Source organism: Streptomyces flavovariabilis (genome assembly GCF_000725785.1).
GTDB classification, from domain to species: Bacteria; Actinomycetota; Actinomycetes; order Streptomycetales; family Streptomycetaceae; genus Streptomyces; species Streptomyces hawaiiensis.
The window spans coordinates 45,906-64,812 of record NZ_JNXD01000005.1; the positions used below are offsets into that span (position 1 = coordinate 45,906).

Sequence of the window (18,907 nt, forward strand, 5' to 3'; positions counted from 1 at the left end):
ATCACTTTGTCGATACGGCCACTTTCGACCGCGTACCGACGCAGACCGAAACCGTTCGACCTTCGAATGATCGACCGCGTGTCCGAATTGCACGGATTGTTATCACTGAATCGTGATCATTCTCTAAAGGCGGACGGGTTCGTTGCCGAAGACGACTGTGACCTTGAAAGCACGGTTCGTCCCGGCTTCACCCCCCACGAGCCGGCCCCGTCCCGCACCCCAGGAGGCCTGGTGTCCGTTCTCCTCGAGCAGCCCGCAAGCCTGGTCGCCTACCGCCCGAACAAGCCGACCGCCATGGTGGTCGTGGCCGACCCGCGCGTCCGCTCCACCGTCACCCGCCACCTGTGGGCGCTCGGTGTGCGCGACGTCATCGAGGCCTCGTCCATCGCGGAGGCTCGTCCCCGCATCGGCAACCCCCGCGACATCTGTGTCGCCGACGTCCACCTGCCGGATGGCTCCGGCCTCACCCTGCTGTCGGAGACCCGCGCCGCGGGCTGGCCCAACGGGCTCGCCCTCTCCGCCGCCGACGACATCGGCGCCGTGCGCAACGCACTCGCCGGCGGGGTGAAGGGTTATGTCGTCACCGGCACCCGTACCAACCTCGGGCTCCCCACCCGGCCGGGAGCCGCCCCCATCGGCTCCGCCGCCGCGCGACTGCACCGCCGCCCCCCGGGCGCCCCGAGCCACCCGGGCGGCTACCGCGAACTGTCCGGCCGCGAGGTCGAGGTGCTGCGGCTCGTCGCGGAAGGCCAGTCGAACAAGGCGATCGGCGTCTCGATGGGCCTGTCCGCCCTGACCGTCAAGAGCCACCTCGCCCGTATCGCCCGCAAGCTCGGCACGGGCGACCGGGCCGGCATGGTCGCGGTGGCGCTGCGGACCGGGATCATCCACTGACCCGCTCCGACACGACCCTCAGTGATCATTCATTCACGTGAACGGGATGGGACCCCGCTCCCGTTTCACATCCCTCACGGTTCGTGAACCCGCCGCTTCCCCGACATGACTGGTTTGCGACCCTCGGGCGCCCGCCGACGGAACGTTCCGTCGGCGGGCGCTGTCCATACATGGATACCCTTGACAGGTGACCGACGCCCACGAAACCGCAGCAGACAGCTCACTGCGAACCACCGGAGGCGGCCCTCCGGACGACGGCGGATCTTCTGCTATGGAGGCGCCGATCCCTTTGCTGGAACCCCGTGAGGGCATTCCGCCCGTCATCGCGGACGAGACCGCCCTGGCCCGGGTGATCGCCGCCTTCGAGGCGGGGTCCGGGCCCGTCGCCGTCGACGCCGAGCGCGCGTCCGGCTACCGCTACGGGCAGCGCGCCTACCTCGTGCAGCTGCGCCGCGAGGGCGCCGGAACGGCCCTGGTCGACCCCGTGGCCTGCCCCGACCTGTCCGCCCTCGGCGATGCCCTGTCCGGCGTCGAGTGGGTGCTGCACGCCGCCACCCAGGACCTGCCCTGCCTGCGCGAGATAGGCATGGTGCCGACGCGGCTGTTCGACACGGAGCTGGCCGGACGGCTCGCCGGGTTCCCCCGGGTCGGCCTCGGCGCGATGGTCGAGAGCGTGCTGGGCTTCGTCCTGGAGAAGGGGCACTCCGCCGTCGACTGGTCGACCCGGCCGCTGCCCGAGCCCTGGCTGCGCTACGCGGCGCTGGACGTCGAGCTGCTCGTCGACCTGCGCGACGCGCTGGAGAAAGAGCTGGACCGGCAGGGCAAGCTGGAGTGGGCCCGCCAGGAGTTCGACGCGATCGCCTCGGCTCCCCCGCCCGAGCCCCGCAAGGACCCGTGGCGGCGTACGTCCGGCATGCACAAGGTGCGCCGGCGGCGGCAGCTGGCCGTCGTACGGGAGCTGTGGCAGACCCGGGACCGGATCGCGCAGCGGCGGGACGTGTCGCCGGGCAAGGTGCTCGGGGACGCGGCGATCGTGGAGGCCGCGCTGGCGCTTCCGGCCAATGTGCACGCGCTGGCCGCGCTGAACGGTTTTGGACATCGCGCGGGCAAGCGGCAGCTGGAGCAGTGGCAGGCGGCGGTGGACCGGGCGAAGGGGCTGAGCGAGGCGCAGTTGCCGCAGCCGGGGCAGGCCGTGACCGGGCCTCCGCCGCCGCGTGCCTGGGCCGACAAGGACCCTGCGGCCGCGGCGCGGTTGTCCGCGGCCCGGGCGGGGATCTCGGCGCTGGCCGAGCAGCTCGGCATGCCGCAGGAGAATCTGATCACGCCGGACACGGTGCGGCGGGTGTGCTGGGAGCCGCCGGCGGTGGTGGACACCGAGTCGGTGGCGGCCGCGCTGGCAGGTCATGGCGCGCGGCCGTGGCAGGTGGAGCAGGTGACGCCGGTGCTGGTGGAGGCGCTGTCCGCGAAGGAGGCCTAGCCGCCGTCGAGCGTCACGTCGTACGGCGGCTGCGCGTGGTCTTCGGCTTGTCGCGCCGCGCCCCCGGGAACGGGCGTCTACTTCGTCGCACCTCGAGTGAAACCGTTGTAGATGAACCGCTGGAGGAACAGGAAGACGGCCAGAGTGGGGACGATGACCAGGATCGCTCCCGCCGAGATCGTCTCCCAGTGGGCGCCGAAGGGGCCCTTGAAGCGGAACAGCGACGTCGAGATCACGCCAAGATCTTCGGAGGGCATGTAGAGGAAGGGGATGTAGAAGTCGTTGTAGACGTTGATCCCCTTCACGATCACGACCGTCGCGATCGCCGGTTTCAGCAGCGGGAAGATGACCTTGCGGTAGACCGTGAAGGCGTTGGCGCCGTCGATGCGGGCCGACTCGTCCAGGGAGACCGGGATCGAGCGGACGAACTGCAGGAAGATGTAGATCGAGACGATGTCCGTGCCCATGTAGAGGGCGATCGGCGCCCAGAGACTGTCGAACATGCCGAAGCTGTTGACGATCTGGAAGGTGGCCACCTGGGTGGTCACGCCGGGGACCAGCGCGGCGATCAGGAACAGGGCCAGCACCGACGTGCGGAAGCGGAACCGGAAGCGGTCGATGGCGTAGGCCGTCATCGAGCCGATGAGGACCGTGCCTGTGATGGCGACGACCAGGATGACCGCCGTGTTGGCGAACGCCGAGAGCATCCGCCCGTCCTGGAACGCCGTCACATAGTTGTCGAAGTGGAACGGGTCGCCGGGGAGCGCGAGCGCTCCGCTGCCGTCCGCCATCTCCTGCTCGGACTTGAGGGATGTCAGCAGCACGGCGGCCAGCGGGAGCAGGACCACCGCCGTCGCGGCGATCAGCGACAGGTACATGAGGAAGCGGGTCACCGCGCGGCGCGTCATACGAGGTCCACCTTGTCGTCGGGGGCGAGGCGCCGCTGCACCCAGGTCACCGCCAGGACGATCAGCAGCAGCACGACCGCGGCCGCCGAGGCGAGCCCCGTCTTGTTGAACTGGAACGCCAGCTTGACGGTCTGGATGACGAACGTCTCGGTGCCGGTCGCGCCGCCGGTCATGATGTACGGGATCTCGAAGACCGACAGGGAGCCCGAGATCGACAGGATCACGGTGAGGGACAGGACCGGCTTGATGCCCGGCGCGATGATGTAGCGGAACTGGTGCCAGCGGTTCGCACCGTCCAGTTCGGCCGCCTCGTACAGCTCCCCCGGGATCGACTGGATCGCCCCCAGGAACAGGACGAAGTTCAGGCCGAGGTAACGCCAGACCGAGACGGCGGCGAGGGAGGTGTTCGCCGACGCCGGGGTGCCGAGCCATGCGCGGTCCGTCTCCACGCCCAGCAGGCTCAGCACCGAGTCGAGGGTGCCGCCGTCCTGGAAGAAGTAGAGGAAGACGAAGCCGATCGCCACGCCGTTGATCAGGTACGGGAAGAACAGCACGCCCTTGAAGAAGTTGCGGAAGCGGACGTCGAAGCTGAGGATCGTGGCGAAGTAGAGCGCGGCCACGATCTGGAACACCGACGCCGCCAGGTAGTAGCCGCTGACCCAGAAGACCTCGAACAGCTCGGAGCGGGTGAAGAGTTCGGCGTAGTTCTCGGCACCCGTGTAGCGCAGGTCGGGGCTCACTCCGTCCCAGTCGGTGAAGCTGTACGCGACCATGTTGGCAATCGGCGCGTAGGTGAACACGATCAGGAGGGCGAGCGGGGCGAGCAGGAAGAGCCAGGGGGTGGCCCCGCGCCACAGTCGTGCCGGGCGCGGGGCGGGGGCCGGGGCGGGGGCGGCCGCCCCGGCGGCGGCCTTGACGGCCGCCGTGTCGGTCGTGCCCGTCATCAGGACCCCAGCGACTTCTGGGTCTCGGTCCACTTCTCACCGAGGCCGTCCAGGTAGTCGTCCGGGTCGCCCTTTCTGGCGCCGCGGGCCATGTCGACGAGTTCCTGGCGGTAGTCGGGCTTGTTGATACCTACCTCGGACTGGTTCTCGATGGTCTTCACCTCGGCGCCCTTGCGGTCGTCGAGTTCGAGGAGCTTGACGCCCGCCTCCTCGTACGGCTTCAGAAGGTCGGGCAGCGGGGCGTCCTTGAGCGGGGACAGCGCCAGGTTGTCCTGGGCGTAGCCGGACTTCTCGGTGAACCAGTCGATCCAGGCCCGGGCGGCTTCCTTGTGGTCGGAGTGGATGTTGACGGCCTGGTTGTAGTCGGGCGACGTGACCGCGCAGAAGCTGCCGTCCTTCTGGGCGGGGAAGGGCATGAACCCGATGTCGCCGGGGTCGGTCCCGGCCTGCTTCGCCGCGCCCCGCATCTGGATGACCGCCCAGGAGCCGAGCCACATGGTGGCGATCTCGCCCTTGGCCAGCCTGGGCTTGGACGCCTCCCAGTTGGTGGTCGTCGGGTCCTTCTCGATGAGCCCCTCGTGCACGATGTCGTACAGCAGCCTGTCCGCCACCCGCAGATCGGCGCCCTCGGCCCACGGGTTGCCTTCGGCCAGTCTGGTGGTGGCCTGCTCGTCGCAGCTGACCGAGCCGTTGACCCCCGTCCACTGGCTGAGCGGCCACTTGTCCTTGAAGTTGGTGTAGTAGGGGATCGCGTCGGTCTTCGACTTGATCGCCTTGAGGCCGGCGAGGAACTCGGCCGGTGTCGTGGGCCACTCGGTGATCCCGGCCTCGCTCCACACCTTCTTGTTGTAGATGAATCCGGGGAGCGCGCCGAGCGGGCTCTGGCCGTAGGCCTTGCCGCCGACGGCGGTGAAGTCGGTGAAGCGGTACTTCTTGCTCCGCTCCTCCTGGCTGCCCAGCGAGGCGAAGAACCGGGGGTAGTCCTTCTTCTCGATCACCGCGGGGATCATGAGGACGTCGCCGTAGTTCTCCGTGTTCATACGGATCTTGACTTCGCCCTCGTAGTCGGTGATGCCGTCGAACTCGACCTTCACCTTCGGGTACGTCTTGTTGAACTCGGCGGCGTACTTCTTCATCGTCCCGTCCTGCACGAGGTCGGTCCGGTGGGTGAGGACGGTGATGGTCCCGTCGACCTTGGCGGGATCGTCGGGCGCCTCGGCGTCGGCGCCCTTCGACGAGCCTCCGGTGCCGGTGCAGCCGGAGGCCAGCAGGGCGGCGCCCACGGCGAGGGCGAGGAGGGTACGGCGGTTCATGTGCATCAGCTCCGTTCGCGGAGGGGAACTCGGGACGGACGAGCACGTGCGGTATGGCTGGTTCGGAACTCTGACAGGGGCGCGCTCAACCGGTAAAGTCCCAATCCCGCCAACGATGCGAAACCGTCACACGACTCTTCACTGAACCGGTTAAGGGAGTGCGCATGCTGGAGGCGACACCGCTCGGCGAGGGATGGATCCTGCGGCACGACTCGGACACGCTGCCGGCCGCCGTGCCCGGGTGCGTGCACACCGACCTGATGGCGGCCGGGGTCATCCCGGACCCGTTCCTCGGCCGGAACGAGACCGAGGTGGCGTGGGTGGGGCGCCGGGACTGGACGTACGAGCGGGAGATCGGCGGCTCGTGGGGGCAGGAGCAGACCGACCTGGTCTTCGACGGGCTCGACACCGTCGCCGAGATCTCCCTGGACGGCCGGCCGCTGGGGAAGGTGCGCAACATGCACCGCTCGTACCGGTTCGACGTGACGGGCCTGTCCGGGCGGCTGTCCGTGCGGTTCGTCTCCGCCTACGCCGAGGCGGAGGCCGTGCGGGGCCGGGTGGGCGAGCGGCCCGCCGCCTACGCCGAGCCGTACCAGTACCTGCGCAAGATGGCCTGCTCCTTCGGCTGGGACTGGGGGCCGACCCTGGTGACGGCCGGGATCTGGCGGCCGGTGCGCCTGGAGCACTGGTCGACGGCCCGGATCGCCCGGGTGCGCCCGCTGGTCACGGTCGAGGAGGGCACGGGCGTCGTCGAGCTGGCCGTCGAGGTCGAGCGGACCCGGGTCGAGGCACCGCTCGCCGTGGAGGCGACCGTCGCGGGGGTGCGGGCGCGGGCCGAGATCGACGGGGCCGACGGGGTCGTACGGCTGCGGGTGCCGGACGCGCGGCTGTGGTGGCCGCGCGGGTACGGGGAACAGCCGTTGTACGAGGTCGAGTTGAAGCTGCTGCACGGCGACGACGCCCTGGACGTGTGGCGGCGGCGGATCGGCTTCCGGACCGTGGAGCTGGACCGGCGGCCCGACGCGCACGGCACCGGCTTCACCCTCGTCGTCAACGGCGAGCGGCTCTTCGCCCGGGGCGTCAACTGGATCCCCGACGACGTCTTCCCGTCCCGGATCACCCGCGAGCGCTACCGGGAGCGGCTGGAGCAGGCGGCCGGCGCGGGCGTGGACCTCGTACGGATCTGGGGCGGCGGGATCTACGAGAGCGAGGACTTCTACGACGCCTGCGACGAACTCGGCCTGCTGGTCTGGCAGGACTTCCCGTTCGCCTGCGCGGCCTACCCGGAGGAGCAGCCGCTGCGCGGTGAGGTGGAGGCCGAGGCGCGGGAGAACGTCGTACGGCTGATGCCGCATCCGTCGCTCGCGCTGTGGAACGGCAACAACGAGAACCTGTGGGGCTTCCGGGACTGGGAGTGGGAGCCGCGGCTGGCCGGGGACTCCTGGGGTGAGGGCTACTACCTGGGCGTCCTGCCGCGTGTGGTGGCCGAGTTGGACCCGACCCGGCCGTACACGGCGGGGAGTCCCTGGTCCGGGTCGTGGCGGCACCACCCGAACGACCCGGCGCACGGCACCCACCACTCGTGGGAGGTGTGGAACCGGGAGGACTACGCGGACTACCGGCTGAGTGTGCCGCGGTTCGTCGCCGAGTTCGGCTGGCAGGCACCGCCCGCGTACACCACGCTGCGCCGGGCCCTGCCCGGGGAGGAGCTCGCGCCGGACTCCCCCGGCATGCTGCACCACCAGAAGGCCGACGACGGCAACGGCAAGCTGGAGCGGGGGCTCGAGCGGCATTTCGCCGTGCCGGACGGGGACTTCGACCGGTGGCACTACCTCACGCAGCTCAACCAGGCACGGGCGGTCGCGGCCGGGATCGAGCACTGGCGGGCGCACTGGCCGGTGTGCGCGGGCACGATCGTCTGGCAGCTCAACGACTGCTGGCCGGTGACCTCCTGGGCGGCGATCGACGGGGGCGGCCGGGAGAAGCCGCTGTACCACGAGCTGAAGCGGCTGTACGCGGACCGGCTGCTGACGCTGCGGGAACAGGACGGCCGGCTGGTGCTGGCCGCCGTCAACCAGGCGGCCGGCGACTGGACGGGGGTCCTGACCCTGCGGCGGATGTCCGTCGAGGGTGAGGCGATCGGGGAGAGCCGGGTCGGGCTGGCGGCCGGGGCGCGGGCCGTGGCCCGGGTGGACGTGCCGCGCGCGCTGACGCCCGTCGGGCCGAAGGAGTTCCTGGTCGCCGACGTGGACGGGTTGCGGGCGGTGCACTTCCCGGTGCCGGACCGCGAAGTCCCCTACCCCCGGCCGCGGTTCGAGGTCGCGCTCGCCCCGGGCGGCATCACGGTGACCGCCCGCACCCTGGTCCGGGATCTGCTGCTCCAGGCCGACCGGCTCGAGCCGGGGGCGCGGGCCGACAAGGGGCTGGTCACCCTGCTGCCGGGCGAAGAGGTGACCATCGGGGTGCGCGGCTGGAAGACTCCGGACGCGAAGACCGCCCGTTCGGCCCTGTACTGCGTGGAGCCCACCCGATGACGGCAACGCCGACCCCTCGCGTCACCATCAAGGACGTCGCCGCGCGCGCCGGTGTGTCCAAGGGTGCCGTGTCCCTCGCGTTCAACCACAAGCCGGGGCTGTCGGAGGCCACCCGGGACCGGATCTTCCTCGCGGCGCGGGAGCTGGGCTGGTCGCCGAGCCTCACGGCGCGGACGCTGGCCGGGTCGCGGGTGGACGTGGTGGGGCTGGCCGTGTGCCGGCCGGCGCGGGCGCTGGGGCTCGAGCCCTGGTACATGGAGTTCGTCTCCGGCGTGCAGAGCGTGCTGGCCGAGCAGTCCAGCTCGCTGCTGCTGCGGCTCGTACGGAACATGGACGAGGAGGTGGGCGTCCAGGAGACATGGTGGCGGGGGCGGCAGATCGGCGGGTCGATCCTGGTCGACTTCCGCGCGGACGATCCGCGCGTGGCCATGACGGAGCGGCTCGGGATGCCGGTGGTCGCCGTCGGGCATCCCTCGCTGACCGGGGGGCTGACGTCGGTGTGGACGGACGACGCCACGGCCGTGGCGGAGGCGGTGCGGTATCTGGCCGCGCTGGGACACCGGCGGATCGCCCGGGTGGGCGGGGCGGCGGACCTCGGTCACACGGCGATCCGGACGGCGGCGTTCGACGAGGCGGCCGGGGCGCTGGCGCTGGCCGGGGCCTGGCAGGTCGCGACGGACTTCTCGGGAGACGCGGGGGCGCGGGCGACGCGCTCGCTGCTGACCGCGTCGCCGGTCGACCGGCCGACCGCGATCGTGTACGACAACGACATCATGGCGGTGGCGGGGCTGTCGGTGGCGGCGGAGATGGGGCTGCGGGTGCCGGCGGACGTGTCGCTGCTGGCCTGGGACGACTCGCAGCTGTGCCGGCTGACGCACCCGACCCTGTCGGCGATGAGTCATGACGTGCACGGGTTCGGGGCGGACGTGGCCCGGACGTTGTTCTCGGTGATCACCGGGGGTGAGGGTGGGTCGCACCCCGTGCCGACCCCTGTGCTGACGCCCAGGGGGTCCACTGCGCCGCCTCGGTGAGCGCCGTACCCGGAGTGCGGGCAGTCATGGGTTGCTCGCGCGGTTCCCCGCGCCCCTGAAAGGCAGGGCGCCGCCCTCATCGGATGTGACCTTCACCGCTCCGCCTGTCAGGGGTGTGCAGCCACGTTACTCATAAGTAGCATGGGCCTGAGCGCGCGCTCAGCGCATCGCAGCAGCAATGCAGTTCCTGACCCTGGAGGAGAGCCATCGTGCCTCGTACCGTCAGGGACGTCGTCTTCGTCGACGGCGTCCGCACCCCGTTCGGCAAGGCGGGCCCGAAGGGCATCTACCACGAGACCCGTGCCGACGACCTCGTCGTGAAGGCGATCCGGGAGCTGCTGCGCCGCAACCCCGGACTCGACCCCAAGAAGATCGACGAGGTCGCCATCGCCGCGACCACGCAGATCGGCGACCAGGGCCTGACCATCGGCCGCACCGCGGGGATCCTCGCCGGTCTGCCGCAGTCCGTGCCGGGCTACTCCATCGACCGCATGTGCGCCGGCGCCCTGACGGCCGTCACCTCGGTCGCCGGTTCCGTCGCCTTCGGCGCCTACGACGTCGCCATCGCGGGCGGTGTCGAGCACATGGGCCGCCACCCGATGGGCGAGGGCGTGGACCCGAACCCGCGGTTCGTCTCCGAGAAGCTGGTCGACGAGTCGGCCCTGTTCATGGGCATGACCGCGGAGAACCTGCACGACCGTTACCCGCAGATCACCAAGCTGCGCGCCGACGAGTACGCCGTGCGCTCCCAGGAGAAGGCCGCCAAGGCGTACGCCAACGGCAAGATCCAGGCCGACCTGGTGCCGGTCTCGGTACGCCGCACCTCCCCCGAGGCCGGTGAGACGGGCTGGGGCCTGGTCACCGCCGACGAGCCGATGCGCCCGGGCACGACCCTGGAGAACCTCTCCGGCCTGAAGACCCCGTTCCGTGTGCACGGCCGGGTCACCGCCGGTAACGCGGCCGGTCTGAACGACGGCGCCACCGCCTCGCTCATCGCCTCCGAGGACTTCGCGCGGGAGCACGACCTTCCCGTCAAGATGCGCCTGGTCTCCTACTCCTTCGTGGGCGTCGAGCCGGAGGTCATGGGCTACGGCCCGATCCCGGCCACGGAAAAGGCGCTGGCCCAGGCCGGCCTGTCCATCTCCGACATCGGCCTGTTCGAGATCAACGAGGCCTTCGCCGTGCAGGTCCTGGCCTTCCTCGACCACTACGGCATCGCCGACGACGACGAGCGCGTCAACCAGTACGGCGGCGCCATCGCCTTCGGTCACCCGCTGGCCTCCTCGGGCGTCCGTCTGATGACGCAGCTGGCCCGCCAGTTCGAGGAGCAGCCGCACGTCCGCTACGGCCTGACGACCATGTGCGTCGGCTTCGGCATGGGCGCGACGGTCATCTGGGAGAACCCGCACTTCGAGGGGGACAAGTGAGCACCACCGCCGAGCTTCTGAAGCAGGCTTCCGAGCTGTTCCCGGACGAGGTCGTCACGAGTGCGCACGTACGCCACTTCGACCTCCCCCTGGGTGCCGGGCGCTTCGCCCTGATCACCCTGGACAACGGCCACGACCACACCAAGCCGACCACCTTCGGCCCGGCCTCGCTGGCGAACCTGAACGCCGCGATCGACCAGGTCGAGAAGGAGGCGGCGGACGGCGAGATCATCGGCGTCGGCATCACCGGCAAGCCGTTCATCTTCGCGGTCGGCGCCGACCTCAAGGGCGTGGAGATCCTCAAGGAGTACGAGCACGCACTCGCCATCGGCAAGGGCGGCCACGAGGTCTTCAAGCGGCTGTCCAAGCTGGCCGTGCCGACCTTCGCGTACTACAACGGCGCCGCGATGGGCGGCGGTGTCGAGGTCGGTCTGCACTGCACCTACCGGACCGTCTCCGCAGCCGTGCCGGCGTTCTCGCTGCCCGAGGTCTTCCTCGGCCTGGTGCCCGGCTGGGGCGGCTGCGCGCTGCTGCCGAACCTGATCGGCCCCGAGAAGGCAGTCTCGGTGATCATCGAGAACAGCCTCAACCAGAACAAGCAACTCAAGGGCAAGCAGGTCTACGAGCTCGGGATCGCCGACGCGATCTTCGAGGGCGCCGACTTCCTGGAGCAGTCGCTGATCTGGACCGCCGCCGTCCTCAAGGGCGAGCTGGAGATCGAGCGCCCGGTGATCGACCGCGGTGAGGCCTGGGACCAGGCCGTCGCCAAGGGCCGCTTCATCGCGGACTCCAAGGTGCACGGCGCCGCCCCGGCCGCCTACCGCGCCCTGGACATCATCGCCGCCGCCAAGAACGGCGACCTCCAGCAGGGCTACGACGCCGAGGACAAGGCCCTCGCCGACCTCATCATGGGCGGCGAACTGCGCTCCGGCATCTACGCCTTCAACCTGGTGCAGAAGCGCGGCAAGCGCCCGGCCGGTGCCCCGGACAAGTCCCTGGCCCGCCCGGTCACCAAGGTCGGTGTCGTCGGCGCCGGTCTGATGGCCTCCCAGCTCGCGCTGCTGTTCCTGCGCCGCCTGGAGGTGCCGGTCGTGCTGACCGACATCGACCAGGAGCGCGTCGACAAGGGTGTGGGCTATGTCCACGCCGAGATCGACAAGCTGCTCGGCAAGGGCCGCATCAACCAGGACAAGGCCAACCGCCTCAAGGCGCTGGTGTCCGGTGTGCTGGACAAGGCCGAGGGCTTCGCGGACGCGGACTTCATCATCGAGGCCGTGTTCGAGGAGATCGGCGTCAAGCAGCAGGTGTTCGCAGAGGTCGAGGCGGTCGCTCCGGCGCACGCGATCTTCGCCACCAACACCTCCTCGCTGTCGGTCTCCGAGATGGCGTCGAAGCTGAAGAACCCCGAGCGGGTCGTGGGCTTCCACTTCTTCAACCCGGTCGCGGTCCTCCCGCTCCTGGAGATCGTGCGCGGCGAGAAGACCGACGACGCCTCCCTGGCCACGGCCTTCGCCGTCGCCAAGAAGCTGAAGAAGACCGCGGTCCTCACCAAGGACGCCCCGGCGTTCGTCGTGAACCGCATCCTGACCCGCTTCATGGGCGAGATCCAGAACATCATCGACGAGGGCACCCCCGTCGAGGTCGCCGAGAAGGGCGTCGAGCCGCTCGGTCTGCCGATGTCGCCGCTGGTCCTGCTGGAGCTCGTCGGCCCGGCGATCGGCCTGCACGTCTCGGAGACGCTCAACCGGGCGTTCCCGGACCGCTTCACGGTCTCCCCGAACCTCAAGGCGGTCGTCGAGGCGGGCAAGCGCGGCTTCTACGTCTACGACAGCGGCAAGCCCGAGCTGGACCCGGAGGTCGCCGCGCTGCTGAAGCAGGGCGACAGCGTCCTGACGGAGGAGCAGGTCCGCGAGCGCGTCCTGGCCGCGGTGGCGCAGGAGATCGGCATCATGCTCGACGAGGGCGTCGTCGCCGAGGCGCAGGACATCGACCTGTGCCTCATCACGGGCGCCGGCTGGCCGTTCCACCTGGGCGGCATCACGCCGTACCTGGACCGCGAGGGTGTCTCCGAGCGCGTGAACGGCAAGAGGTTCCTGGCCCAGGGCGTCGCGAGCGTCCCGGCGTAACGCGTAACCCCTGAGGGGGGTGGGGCGTGCGGTAACAATCCGTGCACCCGCCCCCCTTTTTGTATGCCGCCACAGATAGGATCCTCACACAATCCGACCATTGTTTACCTCGCCCTGACGGTCTCCACCCCGGACCGCCGGGTGCCCTCGAAGGAGTCCTGCGTGGCGTCCCCTCGTCGCCGAACACCCCGACGCCGGGTCTGGCCCAAGATCAGGCTCCTGCTCCTCGTGGCGGTCGTCGCCGCAGGCGGCACGGCGCTGTATCCCGTGTGGAAGGCGGCGAACCCGGATCCGCCCGAGCTGACGGTCCGCTACCGCACCGACACCCCGGCGACGGCGACAGCGGCCAAGCCGTCGCTGGAGGTCTTCAACGACACCGGCAAGCCACTGCCGTTGAGCGATGTGACGCTCCGGTACTGGTTCACCGCCGACGGCGGCGCGTCGTACGCCTTCAACTGTGTCAACGCCGTCTTCGGCTGCTCGAACGTCGCCGGTCGGATCGTCGCGATGGACAAGCCCGCCGACACCGCCGACCACTACCTGGAGGTCCGCTTCACGGCCGCCGCGGGCAGCCTGAAGCCCGGCGCCAACAGCAAGGGCATCGACCTGCAGCTGTTCCGCACCGACCACAAGAAGCTGAAGCAGTCCGACGACCGCTCCTTCGACGCGGAGATGACCAGCTACAAGGCGGCGGAGAAGGTCACCGCCTACAAGCGGGGCGTCCTCGCCTGGGGTCAGGAGCCGGACGGCACCAAGGCGAGCGACGACAAGAAGGCCACGGCGAAGGCTTCGGCGCCCGACCCGCTGCCGGCCCCTCCGGCCGGGGTGCTGTTCGACGACTTCACCTACCAGGGGCCCAAGGACCCGGCCCTGTTCAAGCACGGCTGGCTGGTCCGCACCAGCAAGGGCGGCCCGGGCGTCGAGAGCACCTGGTCGGCACAGGGCGTCAGCTTCCCCACCGCCGAGGGCTCGCACGCCGACGGCCAGGTACTCAACCTGCGGGCGAGCACGGACGGCACCAAGGCCGGGACGAAGCAGGCGAGCCTCGGTACGGCCGCGAGCAAGTTCCGCGACGGCACCTACGCGGCCCGGATCCACTTCAGCGACAAGCCGGCCACCGGGGACAGCGGCGACCACGTCAACCAGACCTTCTACACCATCGGCGGCAAGGGCTCGAAGTACAGCGAGCTGGACAACGAGTACATGCCGAACGGCGGCTGGGGCCGGCCAGGGCCCAAACTCGACACCGTGACCTGGTACGACCACAAGACGAACGACCGGGTCTACGAGACCACGAACAAGAGCCTCGACACCTGGCACACCATGCTGATCAGGGTGAAGGACGGCGTCGTCGCCTACTGGCTCGACGGCAAGAAGCTCTTCCTCAGCAACGGCAAGTACGCCCCGCGCGCGGACATGTCCGTGAACTTCAACCACTGGTTCATCGATCTGCCGTTCAAGGGCGACCGCGCCTGGGACATGAAGGTGGACTGGCTCTACTACAACGCGAACGAGACCCTGTCGGCGAAGCAGGTGCAGTCCGCTGTCGAGGGCTTCACCGACGAGGGAATGAACTACTTCGACACGGTTCGGGAGTCCCGGTGAGAAACAGGCGGTCCGGCGCCCACAGGCATGCTGCCGAGGCAACGGAGAACAAGCCGGTGGTGAGCAGGCGCTCCGCTCTGCTGATGGGCGGTACAGCAGGCGTGGCCATGGCCGGCGGCGGCGCGTGGCTGGGCAAGGTGGTGGCGCAGCCCGCCGCCGCCCCGGCCGCCGAGTCAGGCATCGGAGGCCTCACCACGCCTCCGCTCTACGCCCCCTCCGGCCGCCGCCCCAAGTACCGCCGGGCCAGTTGGTCCCAGCAGTTCCAGTCAGGCCACGGCTGGACCCCCGGGGGCGCGGGGACGGCGTCGGCCGAGGCGAACGACAAGTCCGTCTTCGTCCGCGGCACCCAGTCGGTCCGGGTGACCACGAACGGCACCGGCAAGCAGAGTTACATCCGCAAGACGGGCATGCCGGCGATGAGCCTGACGGGCAAGATGATCCGGCTCGTCTTCCGCGTCGAGGACGTGACGAACCTGGCCAAGCTCGTCTTCTACCTGGGCAGCGGCTCCCTGGCGAACCACTTCGCCTGGACGCACCACGTCCACTCCAAGACGTCGGCCAACTACGTCCAGTCCGGCGAGTGGGTGACCGTCCACCTCCAGTGGGCCGACGTCAACGCGGCGGCGGGCACGTACTCCATCGGCACCGGCGGCAAGCCGTCCACGAAGACCGGCTTCACCGACATGTCGTTCGCCGTGTACGACAACGCGGGCGGCCCGGTGACCTGCCGGCTCCAGGCGGTCGAGCTGATACCGGACACCGTCTCGGTCTTCCCCAAGGGCGTCGTCTCCATCACCTTCGACGACTCCCACAAGTCGATCCACGACCTGGCCCGGCCGGTCATGGACCGCTTCGGCTTCCCCGGCACGGTCTACAACATCGCCGACGCCATCGGCACCGGCAGCTTTCTGACGCTGGGCCAGATGCGGTCGATGCAGGACTTCTCCGGCTGGGAGATGGGGGGCCACTCGTACGCGAACGCCGTCCACACGGCCAGCTACCCCAAGCTCACCGCCGAGCAGGCCGACGACGACTTCCGCAAGCTGCGCGAGTGGCTGGTGTCCAACGGCTTCACCAGCGAGCACTTCGCCTATCCGCACGGCGCGTTCCAGAAGACGTCCGACGGGGTCCCGGTGGACCAGATCGCGAGCCGGCACTTCACCACGGCCCGGTCGATCATCTCCGAGACCATCGAGTCGTTCGCCCCGGCGATGCCGTACCGCCTCAAGGCGCTGACGGGCATCAACGACGGCACGGGCATCGGCGGTACGGCCCTGTCGAAGCTGACCGGCGCGGGCGGCAAGCTCGACCGGTGCGTGAACAACGGCGACTGGCTGATCCTTTGTCTGCACAAGGTCGTCGACGGCGCCCCCAAGACGAGCACCGAGATCGGCACCGCGGGCCTGGAGACGCTGATGAAGGCGATCGACGACCGGGACATCCCGGTGCTGACGGTCGAGGAGGCCATGGCCTCCTACACCTGAGGCCCGAAGCACGGCCCGTACGCACAAGAGAGGGGCGGCCCCCCGGCCGCCCCTCTCTTCGTTCCTCCGCGGCTCTACCAGCCGCCCTGGCCGTATCCCTGGCCCTGTCCCTGGCCCTGCTGCCACGACGGGTCCTGGGGCGGATATCCGCCCTGCCCGTAGCCCTGGCCGGGGTACTGCTGCTGGTACGGGTCCTGGTGACCGGGGTGTCCGCCCTGCCACTGCTGCTGACCGGCCGGGGCAGGCGCCCCCCAGCTCACGCGCTGCTGCGGGACGCCCGCGTGCTGCTCCTCGTCGTAGCCGGGGATCGGCTGCGGCTGGGACGGGATACCGCCCGACGGGCGGGGTTGGGTGCGCAGCGCCACGCCCTCCAGACGCATCAGCTGGAGCGTCTCGGTGACCTTCTTGTCGGAGTACGGATCCTCTTCCTCGAAGATCTCCGTCACATCGCTCTCGTGGTCCCCGGCCACGGACACCTCGACACCGCCCTGGCGGGTGCCCCAGCTGCCCTTGTGGAGGGTGAACAGGGCGTAGAAGCGCAGCGGGGTCAGCAGCGTCAGCTGGATCACGCCGTAGATCGGCGCGAGCAGGAACATGCCGAAACGCTTGACGAAGCCCATGCCGCGGCGCGGGAAGTCGAGGTAGCGCACGTTGCGGAGGTAGCCCATCAGGACCATGAAGACCAGGTAGTCGCCGATGTGGTTGACGAACTGCTGGGGCTTGATGATGGGCAGGATGACCATCGAGTAGAACATCGCCGAGCCGAAGACCAGCCACAGCGCGAGTTCCATGCAGGTCAGCCAGAAGGCCGGCCGGTACTTCTTCTGGTGCCGGAACGCCCACAGGGACTCGCGGAAGAAGGACTTGTTCCAGCGGACCTGCTGGCGCAGGAAGTGCGGCAGCTTCTCGGGGACGGCCGTGTATCCGACGGCGGTCTCCTGGAAGACGACCTGGCCCTCCATCAGGCAGTAGTTGGTCATGCGGCGGTCGTCGCCGAAGACGGCCGGCTTGCCCAGGAACTGCTGGTTGAGGAAGTCCGGCAGGTACTTGCGCACCAGTGTGCCGCGGTACGCGGAGAGCGCGCCGCAGCAGCACAGCACCGACTTCAGCCGCGAGTAGGCGGCCCGCTCGAAGAGGAACGAGTTGCCGTAGCGCAGGTCCTGGAGGCGGGTGAAGATGTTGCTGTCGTGGTTGAGCGCCAGCACCATGCCGGTGGACGCCATGATCTTCTCGTCGGCGAGCGGCAGCAGCAGCTCGCGCACGGTGTCCCGGGACAGCACGGTGTCCGAGTCGACGCAGAGGAAGATGTCGGAGTACGGGGCGGCCTCGAAGCCCAGCGCCAGCGCCTCGCGCTTGCCCTTGTTCTCGGGCTGGACGCTGACGGTGTACTTGACGCCCTTGGCCTCGAACTCGCGGCGCATCTTCTTCGCCGCGCGGATGCCGGAGTCGTTGGCGCTGGCGTCGTCGATGATGTGGATCTCGTTGGGCAGGCGGCTCTGCGCGAGGAGGCTGCGCATGCCCTGCTCGAACATCACCGGGTCCTCGTTGTAGATCGGGATGACCGCGGTGACCCAGGCGTTCTCCAGGTACTCCAGCTCCTCCCGCCCGGCCTTGGCCGGACGGTAGAAGAGGGCGCCGAACATCTTCAGGGCCAGCAGGCCCATGGCACCCATCGAGTAGAGGTGCAGCGAACCGGCGTCGAGCCGGGTGGCGATCAGCGCGGCGAGGCCCAGGAAGACGAAGTACGAGACCTTCAGGTGCCGTCGCTTGCGGTGCGCGCGACGGCCACCGGAGTCGACGGCCCCGGGTATGTACGAGTCTTCGGAAGTCACAGCTTGACCACCCGCGGGTGGTCGGCGGATTTGCCCCGGGTGTCGAAGAGCGCCCGGGCGCGGTCGGCGAGTTCGCCGAGGTCGATCTCGCGGTGCGGCTGGAGCAGGATGGTGAGGTCCGCGGCCTCGGCGGCGGCGAGGTAGTCCTCGGCCCGCTCGACGGGCTCACCATCGACGCGCCAGTCCTCGACGCGCGGGTCGAAGTAGACGAGTTCGGCACCGCGGGCGAGGAGGTTCTCCGCGACGGCCAGGGCCGGGCTCTCGCGCTGGTCGGAGATGTCCGGCTTGTAGGTCACGCCGAGCAGCAGGACCCGGGAGCCGCGCACGGCCTTGCCCTGGTCGTTGAGCAGATCGGCGGCCCGGTTCACCACGTGCACGGGCATCCGCTGGTTGATCTCCTGCGCCAGCTCCACGAACCGGAACGGGATCCCCAGCGAACGCACCTTGTACGACAGGTAGTTGGGGTCGATCGGAATGCAGTGCCCGCCGACGCCGGGGCCCGGGTAGAACGGCGCGAAGCCGAACGGCTTGGTGGACGCGCACCGAATGGCATCCCACAGATCGACGCCGATCTCGCGGCAGAACATCGACATCTCGTTGACGAGCGCGATGTTGACGTGCCGGTACGTGTTCTCCAGCAGCTTGGCCATCTCGGCCTCGCGGGTGCCCTTGGCCTCGACGACCCGGTTCACGAACCGCTCGTAGAGGGCGCGGGCGGCCTTGGTGCAGTCGGCCGTGATACCGCCGACGACCTTGGGCGTGTTCTCCAGGCCGAAGGAGGCGTTGCCCGGGTCGATGCGCTCCGGGGAGAAGGCGAGGTGGAAGTCGACGCCGACCCGCAGGCCCCCGGCCTCCAGACGCGGCCGGACGACCTCGTCGGTCGTACCCGGGTACGTCGTCGACTCCAGGACCACGAGCGTGCCGGCGGTGAGGTGGGCGGCGATGTCGTCGACGGCGGCGTGCACCGCGCCGAGGTCCGGGGCGCCGTGATCGGTGAGCGGCGTGGGAACGCACACGACCACCGCGGCGGCGCCGGCGATGACCGCGGCCTCGTCGACGGCCTCGAAGCCCTGCTCCAGCATGGCGCGCACTTCGGCGTCGGTGATGTCGTCGACATGTGAACGTCCGGCGTTCAGTCCGTCGACCACCCGTCGGCTGCGGTCGAGACCGACCACCTTCAGGCCCGCGGCGGCGGCGGACCGGGCCAACGGCAGTCCCACGTAACCGAGTCCGACAACGACAAGATCCACCGTGGAGGATCTGCTCACGACATCATTCCCCAACCCCGTTGCCACGGCGTCGGCCAGACGCAGCAGCAACCGGCCCCCCGAG

At 69.7% G+C, this 18,907-nt stretch carries 13 protein-coding genes; 8 read left to right on the plus strand and 5 right to left on the minus strand.

The window, feature by feature from the left end; all coding sequences use genetic code 11:
• Positions 1 to 231: 231 nt before the first annotated feature.
• On the plus strand, positions 232 to 894 hold the full coding sequence (locus tag IO24_RS0111000) for a response regulator transcription factor (protein ID WP_031134479.1): 663 nt from the start codon (positions 232 to 234) through the stop codon (positions 892 to 894).
• Positions 895 to 1,081: 187 nt separating this feature from the next.
• Positions 1,082 to 2,371 carry a ribonuclease D gene (locus tag IO24_RS0111005; RefSeq protein WP_031134481.1) on the plus strand — a complete coding sequence of 430 codons (1,290 nt, stop codon included), beginning with the start codon at positions 1,082 to 1,084 and terminating at the stop codon, positions 2,369 to 2,371.
• Between the two features lie 77 nt (positions 2,372 to 2,448).
• On the opposite strand, the gene IO24_RS0111010 is transcribed toward IO24_RS0111005, so the two are convergent.
• Genes IO24_RS0111010 through IO24_RS0111020 form a run of 3 tightly spaced genes read right to left on the minus strand, consistent with a single transcriptional unit; the run spans position 2,449 to position 5,536 of the window.
• Complete coding sequence (locus tag IO24_RS0111010; RefSeq protein WP_031134483.1) at positions 2,449 to 3,279, minus strand: carbohydrate ABC transporter permease; 831 nt, start codon at positions 3,277 to 3,279, stop codon at positions 2,449 to 2,451.
• A complete protein-coding gene (locus IO24_RS0111015; RefSeq protein WP_031134484.1) occupies positions 3,276 to 4,223 on the minus strand; it encodes a carbohydrate ABC transporter permease in 948 nt (315 codons plus the stop codon). The genes IO24_RS0111010 and IO24_RS0111015 overlap by 4 nt, the downstream gene beginning before the upstream one ends.
• Positions 4,223 to 5,536, minus strand: coding sequence for an ABC transporter substrate-binding protein (locus tag IO24_RS0111020; RefSeq protein WP_031134486.1), 1,314 nt, complete (start codon positions 5,534 to 5,536; stop codon positions 4,223 to 4,225). Before IO24_RS0111020 ends, IO24_RS0111015 begins: the two co-directional genes overlap by 1 nt.
• Before the next feature lie 164 nt (positions 5,537 to 5,700).
• Here IO24_RS0111020 and IO24_RS0111025 point away from each other — a divergent pair, with 164 nt between their 5' ends.
• From IO24_RS0111025 to IO24_RS0111050, 6 genes are all read left to right on the plus strand, one after another.
• Positions 5,701 to 8,070 carry a glycoside hydrolase family 2 protein gene (locus IO24_RS0111025; RefSeq protein ID WP_031134488.1) on the plus strand — a complete coding sequence of 790 codons (2,370 nt, stop codon included), beginning with the start codon at positions 5,701 to 5,703 and terminating at the stop codon, positions 8,068 to 8,070.
• Complete coding sequence (locus IO24_RS0111030) at positions 8,067 to 9,101, plus strand: LacI family DNA-binding transcriptional regulator (protein WP_031134490.1); 1,035 nt, start codon at positions 8,067 to 8,069, stop codon at positions 9,099 to 9,101. The genes IO24_RS0111025 and IO24_RS0111030 overlap by 4 nt, the downstream gene beginning before the upstream one ends.
• Before the next feature lie 209 nt (positions 9,102 to 9,310).
• Positions 9,311 to 10,528 carry a thiolase family protein gene (locus tag IO24_RS0111035; RefSeq protein ID WP_031134492.1) on the plus strand — a complete coding sequence of 406 codons (1,218 nt, stop codon included), beginning with the start codon at positions 9,311 to 9,313 and terminating at the stop codon, positions 10,526 to 10,528.
• Positions 10,525 to 12,654 carry a 3-hydroxyacyl-CoA dehydrogenase NAD-binding domain-containing protein gene (locus tag IO24_RS0111040; protein WP_031134494.1) on the plus strand — a complete coding sequence of 710 codons (2,130 nt, stop codon included), beginning with the start codon at positions 10,525 to 10,527 and terminating at the stop codon, positions 12,652 to 12,654. Before IO24_RS0111035 ends, IO24_RS0111040 begins: the two co-directional genes overlap by 4 nt.
• 162 nt (positions 12,655 to 12,816) lie before the next feature.
• Entirely contained in the window at positions 12,817 to 14,259 is a 1,443-nt protein-coding gene (locus IO24_RS0111045) for a cellulose binding domain-containing protein (RefSeq protein ID WP_031134495.1), read from the plus strand.
• Positions 14,260 to 14,342: 83 nt separating this feature from the next.
• A complete protein-coding gene (locus IO24_RS0111050; protein WP_234335197.1) occupies positions 14,343 to 15,743 on the plus strand; it encodes a polysaccharide deacetylase family protein in 1,401 nt (466 codons plus the stop codon).
• Between the two features lie 74 nt (positions 15,744 to 15,817).
• Here the strand turns inward: IO24_RS0111050 and IO24_RS0111055 are convergent, their stop codons facing one another.
• Both IO24_RS0111055 and IO24_RS0111060 read right to left on the minus strand, forming a co-directional pair.
• Positions 15,818 to 17,575: a glycosyltransferase gene (locus IO24_RS0111055; RefSeq protein ID WP_031134498.1), complete on the minus strand. Its 1,758-nt coding sequence runs from the start codon at positions 17,573 to 17,575 to the stop codon at positions 15,818 to 15,820.
• Entirely contained in the window at positions 17,572 to 18,843 is a 1,272-nt protein-coding gene (locus tag IO24_RS0111060; RefSeq protein WP_031134500.1) for a nucleotide sugar dehydrogenase, read from the minus strand. Before IO24_RS0111060 ends, IO24_RS0111055 begins: the two co-directional genes overlap by 4 nt.
• Positions 18,844 to 18,907: the final 64 nt, after the last annotated feature.